Genomic DNA, 14,738 nt, shown 5'->3' with positions numbered 1-14,738 from the left:
GCCGTGCGCGGAATCGTTCCGACCCGCCATAGGTTCTGGAAAGAGTACCTAGGGAAAGGCTGTCCAACCGTGTTCGACCCGAAGGATCTCTACGAGCTCGCAGATGAGCTGCCCGAGCTGCGTGAGCCGGTGTTGCTGTACCACTTCGACGGCTTCGTCGACGCGGGGGGCTCCGGGCGTCTGGCGCTGGGCCACCTGCTGGCAGAGCTGGAGCACCGGGTCGTGGCGACGTTCGACGTGGACCGGCTGCTCGACTACCGGTCCCGCCGGCCCATCATGACCTTCGACACCGACCGCTGGGTGGAGTGCGAGAGCCCGGAGCTGGCCGTTCACCTGTTGGAGGACGCGACGGGCACGCCCTTCCTGCTGATGCAGGGGCCCGAGCCCGACCGGGAATGGGAGCTGTTCACCGCCGCGGTGAAAACGCTGGCGGAACGGCTGCGGGTGGGCAAGCTGGTGACCGTGCACGGCATCCCGATGGCTGTGCCGCACACCCGCCCGCTCGGCGTCACCATGCACGCCAGCCGGCCGGAGCTGGTCAACACGCAGAACAGCGCGTTCGGGCGGGTCCAGGTGCCGGGCAGCGCGGCCGCGCTGATCGAGCTGCGGCTCGGCGCGCAGGGCTTCGACGCGATGGGGTACGCCGTCCACGTGCCGCACTACCTGTCGCAGGCGGAATACCCGACGGCCGCGGTGACCGCGCTGGAGGCGGTGACGCGGGGCACCGGCCTGGTGTTCCCGATGGACGCGCTGCGCGACGCCGCCGAGCGCACCACGGCGGAGATCGAGGAGCAGATCCGGGCCTCCACCGAGCTCTCCACCGCGATCACCGGCCTGGAGCAGCAGTACGACGCCTTCGCCGCGGGCGCCGAACGCGAGAACCTCATCGCCGAGTCGACCCCGATGCCGACCGGCGACGAGCTCGCCGCCCAGTTCGAGCGTTTCCTCGCCGAACGGGAGGACCCGCCCGCCTCCTGAGCTTGGGTAGCCTGGCCGGATGAGCGAGATCAGGGTCGGGCTGGTCGGGTACGGAGTCGCCGGGGCGTTCTTCCACGCGCCGCTGATCGCCGCCACCCCGGGGCTGCGGCTGGCCACGGTCGTCACCCGCGATCCGGGGCGGCAGTCCGAGGTGGCCGGCCGCTACGGCGCGCAGGGCGTCGCCGACGTACGTGAGCTGTGGGAGCGGAGCGACCTCGTCGTGGTCGCCTCGCCCAACAGGACCCACGTGGCCACCGCCGCCGCGGCCATCGAGCAGGGGCTGCCGGTCGTGGTGGACAAACCGCTGGCCGGCACCGCCGAGGAGGGCCGTGAGCTGGTCCGCCTGGCCAAGGAGCGCGGCGTGCTCCTGACCGTCTTCCAGAACCGGCGGTGGGACGGCGACTTCCTGACCGTGCGCCGGCTCGCGGAGGAGGGGGCGCTCGGCGAGATCCGGCGCTTCGAGTCGCGCTTCGAACGCTGGCGGCCGGTGCCCAAGGGCGGCTGGCGGGAGAGCGGCGGGCCCGAGGAGATCGGCGGGCTGCTCTACGACCTCGGCAGCCACCTGGTGGACCAGGCGATACGGCTGCTCGGGCCGGTCCGCGAGGTCTACTGCGAGAGCGACGTACGCCGGCAGGGGGTCTCCGCCGACGACGACACGTTCGTGGCGCTGACGCACGACGGCGGGGCGCGTTCGCACCTGTGGGCCAGCTCGGTGGCGGCGCGGCTCGGCCCGCGTTTCCGGGTGCTGGGATCGGCCGCCGCGTACGTCAAGCACGGCATGGACGTGCAGGAGGAGCGCCTGCGCGCCGGGATCGCGCCCGACGCTCCGGGCTTCGGCGAGGACGAGGAGGACCGCTGGGGCGAGCTCGGCACCGCCGAGGAGCACCGGCGGGTGCGCACCGAGCCGGGGTCCTACCTCGACTTCTACCGGGGCGTGGCGGCGGCGCTGCGCGACGGCGGGCCGCCGCCGGTCGACCCGGAGAGCGCGGTGGACGTGCTCACCGTGCTGGAGGCGGCCCGCCTGTCGGCCACCCAGCGCATCCTCGTCCACCTGCCCTGAGCGCCGCCGGCCTCAGGCGTCAGTCCCGCAGCCGGGCGCGCATGGCGGCCGTGTCGTCCGCGGTCCAGCCGTTGGCCTCCAGCCAGCCCATCGGCCCGCCGAACCGCTCGTCCAGCACCCGGAAGAACTGCTCCAGGTAACGGGCGCGGGGCGCGTGGTCGTCGGCGGGACGGGAGTCGAGGTCGCCGCGGTAGGTCTCGCTGGCACGCAGGCGCTCCAGGATCAGCTCCAGCCGCTCGCCGGTCGCCACGTAGTCGGCCACGACGGCCTCCCGCGTCGCGCCCGCGACCTCCAGCGCCAGCGCGCACAGCACGCCGGTGCGGTCCTTGCCGGCCGCGCAGTGCACCAGCGCCGCCCCGTCGTCCAGCGCCATCGTGCGCAACGCCTCGATCACCGCGGACGGCCGGTCGCGCAGGTAGCCGAAGTAGAAGCCGGTGACCCGCAGCTCCTCGTCCAGCGCCCGCTCGGCCCACGGCAGCACCCGCTCGCCGTCGATCCCGGTGGGCGCGGTATCGGCCTCGACGTCGGTGTAGCGCCCGCCCTCGGCGAACAACGTCAGATGGTGATGCCGCACCTCCGGCACCCGCGTGAGCGGGCCGGGGCCCTCCAGCGCGACCTCCGCCGTGGAGCGGAGGTCCACCACGTGCCGCAGCTTCAGCTCGCCGACCAGCAGATCGACGTCGCGGGGCGTGAGCCCCTGCAGGTTGTCGGACCGGAAGATCCGGCCACTCTTCGTGACTCCGCCGTCGCCAAGGGCGACGCCACCCAGGTCGCGCGCGTTGACCGCGCCCTCAAGCTCGATCCACCTCGTCATTTCGCTCATCATCTTCGACCCTATATGTCCACCAAATATGAGCGGATTCGAGCTTCATAACGCAGCATTAACGTATGGATCCACGAGCTCTGCCTCCACGGCTGGTGATCGATCCCTCGCTGCCCCGGGAGATCTCGGTAGAGCTGCGGTCGAGCCCGCACATCCTCCGCATGGCTCGGTCCGGCAAGCGCATGGACACCACGTTCAACCCCGCGCTGCTGTTCATACTGCCCGCCTTCCTGCTGCTGATCGGGCTCCTGGTCAACCTGCCGCTCGCCATCGTGGCCACCGCCGGCGTCGGGCTGATCACGTTGTTGCGGTGGGCGGCGGTGGAGGGGGCGTACCGCACGACGAGACGGCGGCTGCGGCTCGCCTACGCGCACGCCGACCACTACGTCCTCGCCGAGGACCTGGACTACCCCTGCCAGCAGTTGCTGCGGCGGGCCCAGAACGCGGTCGAGGTCATCCTCGGCTCCAAGGTGCACCGCGCGGGCCTGATCGACACCATCGACAACCAGGTGACGCTGCCGGAGGAGGTCTGGCAGATCGCGCAGCGGCTGCGCAAGCTGTCGGCCATGCACGCCGAGCACGGCAGGCTGGTGCCGCGCGAGCTGCCGCCCGAGATGGAGGAGGCGTTCAAGCCGTACTCCAACGCCCTCGACGCCGCCTGGACGTCGCTGTCGCAGCGGGTGCGTCACCTGGAGAAGTACGCCAAACAGGTGGTCAAGACCGACAAGGTCTACCAGACGCACCGGCGGCTGGAGGCGCTGGCCGCCAGGACGCCGGACTACCAGCGGCTGATCGCCGAGACCGTCCACGACGAGCTGGCGCACCAGCACATCAGGGAGCTGGCCGACCAGGCGGCGCACGCGCGCAAGATGTTCGAGGAGAGCATCACGCAGGCGAGGCAGGCGGCGGGCGCGCTGCTGCGTACCCCGCTGACGTGAGGGCTCAGGGGGCGGCCCGCCGGAGCAGTTCGAGGGTCCTGCGCATGCCCGCCTCGTTGCCGAGGCTGCGGTAGATGTCCCTGGCCTGCTCCAGCGGCCCCACGGCGGCCTGCGGCGTGCCCGCGTCCAGGTGGACCTCTCCGAGGTAGCGGAGGCTGAGCGCCATCCACCACCGGTCCTGCAGCTCCTCGAAGGCGGCGACGGCGCGGCGCAGCTCCCGCTCGGACTCCTCGGTGCGGCCGAGGCGGGCCAGCGCGCGGCCCGCCGAGACGGCGGTGCGGGCCACGCCCCAGGAGTCGCCGAGCGCGGCCAGGATGTCCTCGGCCCTGCGTACCTGGTCCAGCTCGCGCAGGCCGCTCGCGGGGTCGCCGACCTCGCCCGCGGCGCGCAGGCAGCGGGCCTCCTCCCACAGCTCGCCCCGCTGCCGGAACATCTCGCCCGCCCGGTCGAGGCTGACGCCCGCCCGGGTGAACAGGCCGGCGGCGATCCTGCGGTCGCCCTCGCGGTGCTCGCCGCGCGCCTGCGCCGCCAGCACCTCGCCGTAGACGCGCAGCGTCTGGGCCTCGGAATAGCGGTTGCCCTGGCTCTTGAACACCTGAAGGGCGTCCTCCAGCAGCTCGCGCGCCTCCTCGGGCCGCCGCTCGGCCATCCGCATCTCGGCCAGGTTGCGCTGAGTGCGGGCCATCCACCACGGGTCGTCCTCGCCCTTGAAGGCGGTGATGGCGCCGATCAGGTAGTCCTGCGCCCGGTCCAGGTGTCCGTCGTTGAAGAGCGTCATGCCGATCGTGCGCATGGCCCTGGCCGCCCACCAGCTCTCGCCCAGCTCAGTGAAGACGTCCATGGCCCGCCGGGCCTCCTCCAGCGCGCGCTCGCGCAGGCCGAGGCCGCCGTGCACGGCGGCGCTGTCGAGCAGCGCGATGGCGAGGGCCCGCGCGTCGCCGGCGCGTTCGGCCGCGACCCGGCCGATCTCCGCGACCGCGTTCCAGTCGGCCCAGTACGCCCGCAGCGAGTGGCACAGCGAGCAGAACGCGCGGGCGAGGCCCCAGGTGAGCTCCCACAGTTCGAGCCGGCGGGCCAGGTCGACCATGGCCAGCAGCGCCAGGCGCTCGGCGTTGAGCCAGTCGGCGGCGCGTACCTCGCCGTCGGTCGTGGAGCGGCGGCCGCCCTTGCTCCAGTCCTGCGGCCAGCGGTTCTGGGCGGCCTCCTCGGCGCGGCGGCGGTAGCCGTACAGCACCCGCTCCAGCGCGGCGCGGCGGCGGGCGGGCTCGTCCTGGTCGGTCAGTTCGGCGGCGAAGACCTGGACGAGGTCGTGCAGCCGGTAGCGCATCGCGCCGGTCTGGTCGGTGCCGGAGCATTCGGCGAGCTGGGCGTCGATGAGCGCTTCGAGCTGGTCGCCGCCCTCCAGGCCGCTGATGTCGAGCAGCTCGCCGGCCACCCAGCCGGGCACGTCGGGGGCGGGCAGCGCGCTGAGCAGGCGCAGCAGGCGGCGTTGCATGCCGGTGCAGTCGTCGTAGCTGAGCTGCACCGACGCGCGCACGCTGGTCTCGACGGTCTGGGCCACTTCGAGCTGGTCGAGGCGGCGGCGGGTGTCGGCGAGCCGGCTCGCCATCTCGCGCAGCGTCCACTGCTCGCGGGTGGCGAGCCGGCCGCCGCAGATGTTGATCGCGAGCGGCAGGTGATCGCACAGCCGGACGATCTCCTTGGCGGCGGCGAGGTCGTCCACGACGCGGGCGCCGCCGGCGAGCCTGGCCAGCAGTTCGACGCCGTGCGCCTCGGTGAGCACGCCGAGCCGGCTGTCGTGGGTGCCGGCGAGGAACAGCGGGGAGCGTGAGGTGACCAGCACGGCGCAGCCGGGCTCGGCCGGGATGAGCGGCTTGACCTGGTCGGCGTCGTGGGCGTTGTCCAGGCCGATGAGGATCTTGCGGCCCTTGGTCCAGGTGAGCCAGAGCTTGCGCAGCTCGTCCAGCCCGCCGGGGTCGGTGGTGAGGCGCACGCCGAGCGCGCGCAGGAAGCCGATGAGGACCTCGTCGGGGCGGACCGGGGCGCCGACGCCGCCGCGCAGGTCGGCGTAGAGGCGGCCGTCGGGGAACCAGCCGGCGATCTCCTGGCTGAAGCGGGTCATGAGGGCGGACTTGCCGACGCCGCCGCGGCCGTAGACGGAGATGACGAGCGGCGGCGCGAGGTCGCCGGCCCGGCGGCGGGCGGTGGCGACGCCGCGCAGCTCGGCCAGGGCCTCGGCGCGGCCGGTGAAGTGCTCGGGGACGGGCGGCCACTGGTCGGGCGCCTGGCCGCCAGCGGCGCGTCCGGCCGCGCGGCGTCGCGGCTGCGACTCGGTGGTGGCCCAGGTGGTGAGGCCGACGAGAACGGCGGCGGCCACGGTCACGCCGACCTTGGCGGCGGGCGGGATGTCCCATTCGACGCTGGCCGCCAGGATGCTCGCCGCGGCGGCGGCGAGGCCCGCCGACACGGACGCGGCCCACGGCACCTTCCCGCGCCTGCGCCGGGGCCTGTCGGGTAAGTCCTCGATCTTCTCCGGCAGCTCGTCGCTCAACCGGCACCCCCTTCCGGGGGTCGATTCAAGCCGATGGGGCACGGCCACGCCAGCCGTGCCCCACCGTTTTCCACGGGATCTCGCTACAGGCCGATCACCTGGCAGGTGGCGGTCATCGTCTTGGTCGGGTCGCTCTCGGACGTGGCCGTGAGCTTGACCTGGGCCAGGCGGGCGCCGCCGGCCTCGCGCAGCGCGTTCACGGTCACGGTGTCGTGCTTGCCGAAGGCGACGGCGGCCAGCTCGTTCGGGACCTGGACGGTCCAGCCCTTGCCCTTGACCTCGGCCGACAGCCGGTAGACGTCGGAGCCGAGGTAGGCGCTGACGTCCTCGGGGTGCTGCCCCTGCGCCGGGGCCGCCTTGCCGGTGTTGAACAGGGGGAACTTGCAGGAGGAGAGGTTCTTGCCGGTGGGGACGCCGGCGCCGGGCAGCAGCTTGACGCCGCGCCGCTGCGGGCCCGCGCCGTCCAGCGAGCGGACGGCCACCTTGTACGTCAGCTCGCCGTCCTTGTTGCGCTTCAGGTCGAGGACGTAGAAGTGCAGGCGGTTGGCCTCGTCGACGTGCTCGTACTGGCTGCCGGAGCCGGTGCCGGCGTGGAAGAGCGCGTCGGAGAGCTGGCGGTAGTCGCCGATGGTGATCGGGACCTTGGTGCCGTCCGGCAGGACGTAGTCGGTCATGCCGATGTCCTGCGGGTTGGCGTCGATCACCCACTCGAACGGGGAGCGGTCCTGGTTCTTGGTCTTGGCCAGCAGGACGCCCGAGTCGGGGGTGAAGGAGTCGGCGCCCATGCGGTCCACGACCTCGACGGTGTAGTTCTCGTAGCCGCCGCCGTCGCACAGCGGGTCGGCGGCGTCGCAGGAGCTGTTGTCGGCGCCGTCGAAGGCGATGTTGACGCCGGACAGCTCGTTCTTGCCGGGCTGCACGGCCCGCGCCAGCACGTCGGCCACGACCAGGCCGGACTGGGCGAGGGCGGGGCGGGACAGGCGCAGCACGTTCTGCTCGTCCACCATGTTGAGCTTGATCTTGTTGCGCAGCATGTGCTGCGCGCCCATGGACCCGCCCGAGGTCGGCGGGATGAGCCAGCGCGAGTGCGGGCCGCCGGGGCCGTTGAAGCTGCCGCGGCTCAGCATCTCCCAGATGCCGGTGTAGGCGCGCTTCGGGGGCACCGCGTAGGGGTTGTTGTAGTTGTCGGCGATGCCGAAGATGTGGCTCAGCTCATGGGCGTAGACCCCCATGCCCGAGCTCTCGGCCTGCACCGAGTCGACGCCGAAGCGGGCGTTCGGCCAGAAGGTGGAGCCGGCCTGCCAGGAGGTCCAGTCGACGTAGCGGGTCTTGGACCAGTTGGGCAGGGCGGGGTCGTCGGGGCCCCATTCGTCCGGCACGTCCTCCTTGGTGGGGAACTTCATCATGCCGAACTCCTGCCAGGTGGACGACTCGTCCTGGCCGGCGCTCAGGTAGAAGACGAAGTCGAACTGGGCGGCGCCCTCCTGGCCGACGTCGGCGAGCCAGGCGGCGTTGCCGTCGTTGCGGAGGTTCTTGTTGCAGGTGTCGCCGGCGGGGCAGGCGTCCCGCTGGTACTCCATGGCGTACTCGTGGTCCTTGCCCGGCATGGTGTACGGGCCGAACCCGGTCAGCTCGACCCCGATGCGCCCGCCGGAGTCCTCCATCCAGTACTCGTGGATGGTGTGCCCCTTGTTGAGGGCGTTGGGGGTGTTGAGGAAGTCCTGGTAGAACTTCGCGACCTGGTCACGCGGGATGTCGTGGGCCTCGGCGCTCGGGTTCGCGAAGATCGTCGAGCCCTTCGGCTGGGTGACGACGAACGGCTGGTTCGGGTAGTCCAGCAGGACGAGCGCGCCCTTGAAGGTGCGCTGCGAGCCCTTGACGCTGGGGTCGTTCCACTGGGTGCCGGGCGGCTTCTTGTAGTCCGCCCAGGTCATGTTGTCGGGGTTCTCCCAGTTCTGCGGGTCGATCGGCTGGACGCCCGGCGTCGTGGGGCGGCCGCGCAGGGTCTGGGGGGTGTCCATGGGCGTGTCGCTCTGCCACGGCTGCGTCTGGGGCCAGTGGTCGCGGCGCCACGGGTGCTCGGGGTCGCTGGGGGGTGCTGCGGAAGCTGGGGTCGCCACCAACGCGATCGGAACCATCACGATGGTCGCGAGCAGCCCCTTGAATAGCTTCTTCGGGACAATCACGACACGACGCTATAGACGTTGTTGACCCAGATCATCGCGCAGTTGTAGGGAAGACCCATAGCGCGTTGTCCTACAAATGCAGAAATCTCCAGGTGAAGGGGTCTTCGTGGCGGATCTCCAGCGGACCGTGGACGAGCTCGCCGCCCAACTCGGCCGCCCCCTGCTGCTGGAGGACCGCGTGCAGCGCGTCGTGGCCTACAGCGAGCAGAACGGCGCCATGGACGACATCCGCCGCGACTCGATCCTGCGCCGGCGTACGACGCCGGAGGTGCGCGCCTGGTTACGTGGGGCCGGCATCCACGAGGTCACCGCGCCCATCCGCACCGCGGGCGCGCCGCACCTGGGCCTGCTGCCGCGGGTGTGCGTGCCGGTCCGGCACGCCGACGGGCTGCTCGGCTTCCTGTGGTTCATCGACTCGGACCCGCCCATGGCGGACGCCCAGGTCGCCGAGGCCCTGGCCGCCGTACCCGGCCTGGCGCTCGCGCTCTACCACGAGAGCCTGGCCTCGGAGCTGGCCTCGCACCGGGAGCTGGAGGCGGTCACCGGGCTGCTGCTCGGCGAGCAGGACGCGGCCAGGCAGCTCATCGAGGCGGGCGCGTTCCCGCAGGCGCGGGCGGTGACCGTGCACGTGGCCAGGCCGCTCGCCGCCGAGCCGTCGGACTCGCTGCGGCTGGCGCTGGAGCAGGGGCTGCTGGCGCTGCGGCGGCGGCTGAGCGGGCACCATCCGCTGCACCTGGTCCGCTACGACCACGGCGTGCTGCTCACGGCCGGGACCGCGCTCGCGGCGGACGAGCTGCACGCGGCCATGCCGGTGCCGGTGGTCGTCGGGGTCGGGCGGGAGCGGGCGGCGCTGGCGGAGGCGGCGGAGTCGTACCGGGAGGCGCGGCACGCGGCCGAGGTCGGCGCCCGGGTGCCCGCGCTCGGCCGTACGACGGAGTGGGCCCGGCTCGGCGTGTACCGCATGCTCACCCACCTCCCCGCCCAGGAGCTGCATCCGGGGCTGGAGGAGCTGCTCGCCGACGCCCAGCACCTGCCGCTGCTGGAGACCCTGGAGATCTACCTCGACCTGGCGGGCAGCGCGGTGGCGACGTCGCGGGCGCTGCGGCTGCACCGCACCTCGCTGTACTACCGGCTGCAGCGGGTGGAGGAGCTCGCGCGCACCGATCTGAAGGACGGTGAGGAGCGGCTGGCCCTGCATCTCAGCCTCAAGCTCGCCCGGCTGTCGGGACGTTACTCACCTCGGGATTTGCCCTAGCGATTTGCGTACTTGGACCTGATTGATTCCCTGGCCCGGCTCACGTTTAATGCCCTGAAGGGTTATCGGACGGAGAGTGCTGATGCCGCTGGCGACGCGTGCGGGACCGATGCTCGGGCGGCCCGCCCGGCCGCGCCCGGGGCGGCGGCGCCCGTCCGCGCCGGTCGTGCTCCACTCCGCGCCGATCGTGCTGCCCGTCAGCGCCGCGCCGCTCCGCGACGGGGCCGTGGTGGTCCGCGGCGACCGGGTCCTCCAGGTGGGGGCGCGGGCGGAGCTGCTCGCGTACTTTCCTGTCGAGACCGAGCACCGCTGGCCCGGGATGATCGTGGCCGGGGCGGTGGACGCCTGCGCGGCCGGAGCGCCCGAGCCCGGCGTGACCGCGCGCGCCACGGTGGTCCGCGACCCGCACGAGCCCGCCGGGCTGCCCGGCATCGCCTACGTCGAGGTGCGCAGCGCCGCCGAGGAGGAATGGGAGTCACGCGAGCGGGACGCCGTCATCACCATGATCCATGAGGCCGAACGGCCGGGCGGGTGCGGGCTCGCCGCGCGCACCCGGGATCCGCAGGTGCTGGAGGACGTGGCGGTGCTGGCCCGTACGTTCGGGCTGCGGCTGCTGGCCGACCTCGACGCCCACGCGCCCGTCGCCCTCGACGAGGCCGGGGTGCTCGGGCCGCTGTGCCACGTGATCTGCTCCCGGCCGCTGGACCCCGGCGAGCGCAAGCTGCTGCGACTGCGCCGCACGGCCGTCGCCGTCGGGCCCGCGCATCCCGCGGCGGACGTGCTGGCCCTGCTGGAGGAGGGCAACGTCGTCGCCTTCGGCTGTCTCGGGCTGCCGGGCGGGCCGCTCGCGCAGGCGGCGGACGTCCGGCGGCGGGCCCGCGAGCTCGGGCTGCGCCCCCGCGCGCTGGACCGGCGGCTGGTGGCGGCGGCCACGCTGGGCGGGGCGCGGGCGCTGGGCATGGACCAGGGGGCGGGCCGGATCGGGACGCTGGGTCCCGGGGCGCGGGCCGACTTCGCGGTGCACGACGCGCGCGGGCGTTATCCGTACGCGGCGCTGCTGGCCGGGGCGCCGTGCGCCGGCACGGTGCTCGGCGGCGCGATCGTCGCGGGCGCCCCCCAGTAGCGCGGTCGCCCTTGGGCGGGCCTGCTCGACGTCGCTCCCCCGCTCAGGGCCGCCCCTCGTGGGCCTGCTCGCCGTCGCTCCCCCACCCCGCTCAAGGCCGCGCCTCGCGGGCCTGCTCCAGGTCGCGGTCCCTGGCCTGCGCCGCCGCGTCCACGGTGGCCAGCAGCTCGCCGAGCTGCTCGCGCTGCCCCGGCGTGAGCACGGCGAACAGCTCCTCGCCCGCCTGCCGGCGCGCGTCGCGGGCCCGCTCGTCGGCCGCCCTCCCCTCCGGCGTCAGCTCGACCAGCGTGGAGCGGCGGTTCGCCGGATCCGTACGCCGCCGCACCAGCCCCGCCTCCTCCAGCGCGTCCACGACGGGCGTGAGCGAGCGCGGCACGATGCGCAGCCTCTCGGCGAGCTGGACCATGCGCAGCGGCCGCTCCGGATCGGCGGCGATCACCCGCAGCGCCCGCGCGTGGCTCGGGCTGAGCCCCATCGGGACCAGCCCCTGCACATAGCCGTGCCGCAGCCGCCGGTTGACCAGGTGCATCAGCTCCGCCAGCTCTCTCTCACCCATGCCGACAGTTTAGCCGAGAAAAATATGAGTTAACCTCTGTTTGAGTGCGCATCTGAAAGGAGCACCCTTGGCGGAGGAACCACGCGCGCCGCTGCGGCGCATCTTCACCCTGTTCCGCGCCTACCGGGGGCCGCTGGCCCTGGTGGGCTCCCTCATCCTGCTGTCGTCGCTGGTGTCGCTCGCCTCGCCGTTCCTCCTCCGCGAGGTGCTGGACGTCGCCATCCCGGCCAGGGACGCGGGGCTGCTCGCGCTGCTGTCCCTCGGCATGATCGCGGTGGCCGTCGCCACCAGCGTGTTCGACGTGATGCAGACGCTCATCTCCACGACGGTCGGCCAGCGGGTGATGCACGACCTGCGCATCGCCGTGTACGCGCACCTCCAGCGCATGTCCCTGGCCTTCTTCACCCGCACCAGGACCGGCGAGGTGCAGTCCCGCATCGCCAACGACATCGGCGGCATGCAGCAGGTCGTCACCTCGACCGCCTCCTCCCTCGTCTCGAACCTCACCACCGTGATCGCGACGGTCGCCGCCATGGTCGTGCTCGACTGGCGGCTGACCGTGATCTCGCTCCTGCTGCTGCCGCTGTTCGTGTGGATCAGCCGCAGGGTGGGGGCCGAGCGCAAGCGCATCACCTCCGAACGGCAGCGCAAGCTCGCCACCATCGCCTCGATGGTCCAGGAGTCGCTGTCGGTCAGCGGCATCCTGCTCGGCCGCACGATGGGCCGCTCCGACGCGCTGACCGAGCGCTTCGGCCGCGCCTCCGACGAGCTGGCCGACCTCGGCGTACGGACGAGCATGGCAGGACGGTGGCGGCAGGCGTCCATCCAGATCGTCATGGCCGCGATGCCGGCGGTGGTCTACTGGGCGGTCGGCCACACGGGGGTCATCTCGGTCGGGACGCTGGTGGCGTTCACCACGTTGCAGAAGACCCTGTTCCGGCCGGCGGTGTCGCTGCTGCGGCTGGGCGTGGAGGTGCAGACCTCGCTGGCGTTGTTCGGGCGCATCTTCGAGTACCTGGACCTGCCGGTCGACATCCGGCCCGGCACGCGCACGCTGGAGCGGGTGCGCGGCGAGGTGCGGTTCGAGGGGGTCGAGTTCTCCTACGGCGACACGCCCACGCTGAGGGGCGTGGACCTCACCGTTTCCGCCGGGTCGAGCGTGGCGGTCGTGGGCGGGACCGGCGCGGGCAAGACCACGCTGAGCTACCTGCCGACCCGCCTGTACGACGTCACCGGCGGCCGGGTGACCATCGACGGGGTGGACGTGCGGGAGCTGACGTTCGAGACGCTGAGCGCGGCCGTCGGCGTGGTCTCGCAGGAGACCTACCTCTTCCACGCCTCGATCGCCGACAACCTGCGCTTCGCCCGGCCGGAGGCGAGCGACGAGGAGCTGGAGGCGGCGGCCAGGGCCGCGCGCATCCACGACCACATCGCGGCGCTCCCCGACGGGTACGACACACTGGTGGGCGAGCGCGGCTACCGCTTCTCGGGGGGCGAGAAGCAGCGCCTGGCCATCGCGCGCACGCTGCTGCGCGACCCGCCGGTGCTGATCCTCGACGAGGCCACCAGCGCGCTCGACACGCAGACCGAGCGGGCGGTGCAGGAGGCGCTGGACGCGCTGGCGCGGGGGCGTACGACGATCACGATCGCGCACCGGCTGTCCACGGTGCGGGACGCCGACCAGATCGTGGTGCTCGACCGCGGCCGGATCACCGAACGCGGCACCCACGAGGAGCTGATGGCGGCCGGCGGCCATTACGCGGCCCTCGTCAGCCGGGACCGGCCGGAGCCGCTGTCAGCATAATCGCGTTTTAAACCGTGTTCTGCCTCACATTTCGGTCAGACCGGAATGGACGTCCCGGATCCGCACGTTCGGACCTCCGGTTTGCAAGTTCGAGGCTAGGACCCCCGTTGCTGTCAGCGTCATCCTCCACGTTCCGCGCCCTCCGCCATCACAACTACCGGCTGTGGGCAGGAGCGGACATCGTCTCCGTCACCGGCACCTGGATGCAGGTCCTCGGCCTCAACTGGCTCGTCCTGACGATCACCGATTCCGCGACCAGCGTCGGCGTCAGCCTCGTCGTCCAGGCGCTGCCGACGCTGCTGCTGGGGATGTGGGGCGGGGCGCTGGCGGACCGGCTGCCGACCCGTCCCGTCGTGATCGCCGCGCAGCTCGCGCACGCGGCGCTGGCGGCCGCGCTGGCCGTGATCGCGTTCACGGGGGTCTCGTCGGTGGCGCCGATCTACGCGGTGGCGCTGCTCAGCGGCATGGTGGGGGCGCTCGGCGGGCCGGCGCTCGGCCGCTTCGGCGCCGAGGTCGTGCCGCCCGACGACCTGCCGAACGCGATGGCGCTCGGCTCCATCCTCAGCTCCGGAGCCCGCATCCTGGGCATGAGCCTGGCCGGGGCGCTGCTGCCGCTCACCGGCGACGGCGGGCTGTTCGTGATCAACGCGGCCACGTTCTTCGTGGTCATCGCGGCGGTGCTGGTGATGCGGCGCGCGGAGTTCCACCCGCTGGAGGCGGCCGAACGGCAGCCCGGCGCGGTGCTGGAAGGACTGCGGCTCGTGCTGCGCACCCCCTGGCTGCTCGTGGTGCTGGCACTGTGGTTCGTCTCGGGTAGCGTGGGCCGCAACTTCCAGGTCACGATGGCCGCCATGAGCGCCGGCCCCCTGGGGGCGGGCGTGGGCGGCTACGGCCTGCTGTCCACGGTCTTCGGTGTCGGCACGGTGCTCGGCGGCTTCCTCGCCGCCTCCCGGCCGAGCCTCACCGTACGGCTGCTGTTGATCACCACGTTCGTGACCGGGGCGGCGCAGACGCTGAGCGGGCTCATGCCGGGGCTGTGGGCGTTCGCCGCGCTGATGGTGCCGATCGCGGCGGGCGCGGTGACCGTGGACACGACCGTCAGCGCGCGGGCGCAGCTCGACAGCCCCGAGGCGATGCGCGGCCGGATCATCGCGGCGCTGTCCATCGTCAGCGCCGCCGCGGGCGCGATCGGCGGGCCGCTGCTGGGCTGGCTCAGCGACACCTTCGGGCCCCGGCTCGCGCTGGAGATCGGCGGCGTGTGCTGCGTGGCGGCCTCGCTCCTCGCGGCCGTGGCACTGGCCCGCCTCTCGGGCCGGACGCTCCTGCAGGCGGTACGGCCGCGCCCGGCGCCCGCGTCGGCCTAACCGTTCGGATAGGTTTTGCTTACCCCGCTTGCCTGTCCATCAGGCTGGAGCTAACCTGTAACTGCAGTTGGAGGTTAGATGCAACCGAGAGCGCAGCGAG

11 protein-coding genes are annotated in these 14,738 nt (G+C 72.7%); 7 read left to right on the top strand and 4 right to left on the bottom strand.

Translation table 11 applies throughout. The features are described 5' to 3' along the window. Window positions 1–69: 69 nt before the first annotated feature. Both AC27IY_RS36725 and AC27IY_RS36720 read left to right on the top strand, forming a co-directional pair. Entirely contained in the window at window positions 70–978 is a 909-nt protein-coding gene (locus tag AC27IY_RS36725; RefSeq protein WP_344212505.1) for a proteasome assembly chaperone family protein, read from the top strand. 19 nt (window positions 979–997) lie between these two features. Further along, window positions 998–2,038, top strand: a complete 1,041-nt coding sequence (locus AC27IY_RS36720; RefSeq protein ID WP_371252004.1) for a Gfo/Idh/MocA family oxidoreductase — start codon at window positions 998–1,000, stop codon at window positions 2,036–2,038. Between the two features lie 19 nt (window positions 2,039–2,057). Here AC27IY_RS36720 and AC27IY_RS36715 read toward each other — a convergent pair whose 3' ends face one another. Continuing rightward, window positions 2,058–2,852, bottom strand: a complete 795-nt coding sequence (locus AC27IY_RS36715; RefSeq protein ID WP_344212509.1) for a tyrosine-protein phosphatase — start codon at window positions 2,850–2,852, stop codon at window positions 2,058–2,060. 74 nt (window positions 2,853–2,926) lie between these two features. Between AC27IY_RS36715 and AC27IY_RS36710 the strand changes: the two genes are divergently transcribed. Beyond that, complete coding sequence (locus AC27IY_RS36710; RefSeq protein WP_487180846.1) at window positions 2,927–3,799, top strand: hypothetical protein; 873 nt, start codon at window positions 2,927–2,929, stop codon at window positions 3,797–3,799. A 4-nt stretch (window positions 3,800–3,803) separates the two neighbouring features. Here AC27IY_RS36710 and AC27IY_RS36705 read toward each other — a convergent pair whose 3' ends face one another. Both AC27IY_RS36705 and AC27IY_RS36700 read right to left on the bottom strand, forming a co-directional pair. Further along, the gene (locus AC27IY_RS36705; RefSeq protein ID WP_487180845.1) at window positions 3,804–6,350 is read right to left on the bottom strand and encodes an ATP-binding protein; all 2,547 of its coding nucleotides are present in this window, start codon (window positions 6,348–6,350) and stop codon (window positions 3,804–3,806) included. 83 nt (window positions 6,351–6,433) lie between these two features. Continuing rightward, window positions 6,434–8,536, bottom strand: coding sequence for a M6 family metalloprotease domain-containing protein (locus AC27IY_RS36700; protein ID WP_487180844.1), 2,103 nt, complete (start codon window positions 8,534–8,536; stop codon window positions 6,434–6,436). 106 nt (window positions 8,537–8,642) lie between these two features. Between AC27IY_RS36700 and AC27IY_RS36695 the strand changes: the two genes are divergently transcribed. Together AC27IY_RS36695 and AC27IY_RS36690 are read left to right on the top strand one after the other, a co-directional pair. Further along, on the top strand, window positions 8,643–9,791 hold the full coding sequence (locus tag AC27IY_RS36695; RefSeq protein ID WP_487180843.1) for a PucR family transcriptional regulator: 1,149 nt from the start codon (window positions 8,643–8,645) through the stop codon (window positions 9,789–9,791). Window positions 9,792–9,873: 82 nt separating this feature from the next. After that, entirely contained in the window at window positions 9,874–10,914 is a 1,041-nt protein-coding gene (locus AC27IY_RS36690) for an amidohydrolase family protein (protein WP_371251999.1), read from the top strand. 91 nt (window positions 10,915–11,005) lie between these two features. Here AC27IY_RS36690 and AC27IY_RS36685 read toward each other — a convergent pair whose 3' ends face one another. Continuing rightward, window positions 11,006–11,470 carry a MarR family winged helix-turn-helix transcriptional regulator gene (locus tag AC27IY_RS36685; RefSeq protein ID WP_487180842.1) on the bottom strand — a complete coding sequence of 155 codons (465 nt, stop codon included), beginning with the start codon at window positions 11,468–11,470 and terminating at the stop codon, window positions 11,006–11,008. Between the two features lie 67 nt (window positions 11,471–11,537). Between AC27IY_RS36685 and AC27IY_RS36680 the strand changes: the two genes are divergently transcribed. Continuing rightward, a complete protein-coding gene (locus tag AC27IY_RS36680) occupies window positions 11,538–13,274 on the top strand; it encodes an ABC transporter ATP-binding protein (RefSeq protein WP_487180841.1) in 1,737 nt (578 codons plus the stop codon). A gap of 107 nt (window positions 13,275–13,381) precedes the next feature. Further along, the gene (locus AC27IY_RS36675) at window positions 13,382–14,638 is read left to right on the top strand and encodes an MFS transporter (RefSeq protein WP_487180840.1); all 1,257 of its coding nucleotides are present in this window, start codon (window positions 13,382–13,384) and stop codon (window positions 14,636–14,638) included. Window positions 14,639–14,738: the final 100 nt, after the last annotated feature.

This window comes from Nonomuraea sp. B208 (genome assembly GCF_057536035.1).
The sequence above is the reverse complement of the archived record's forward strand: the minus strand, read 5'-3'. Positions and strand labels throughout refer to the sequence as shown.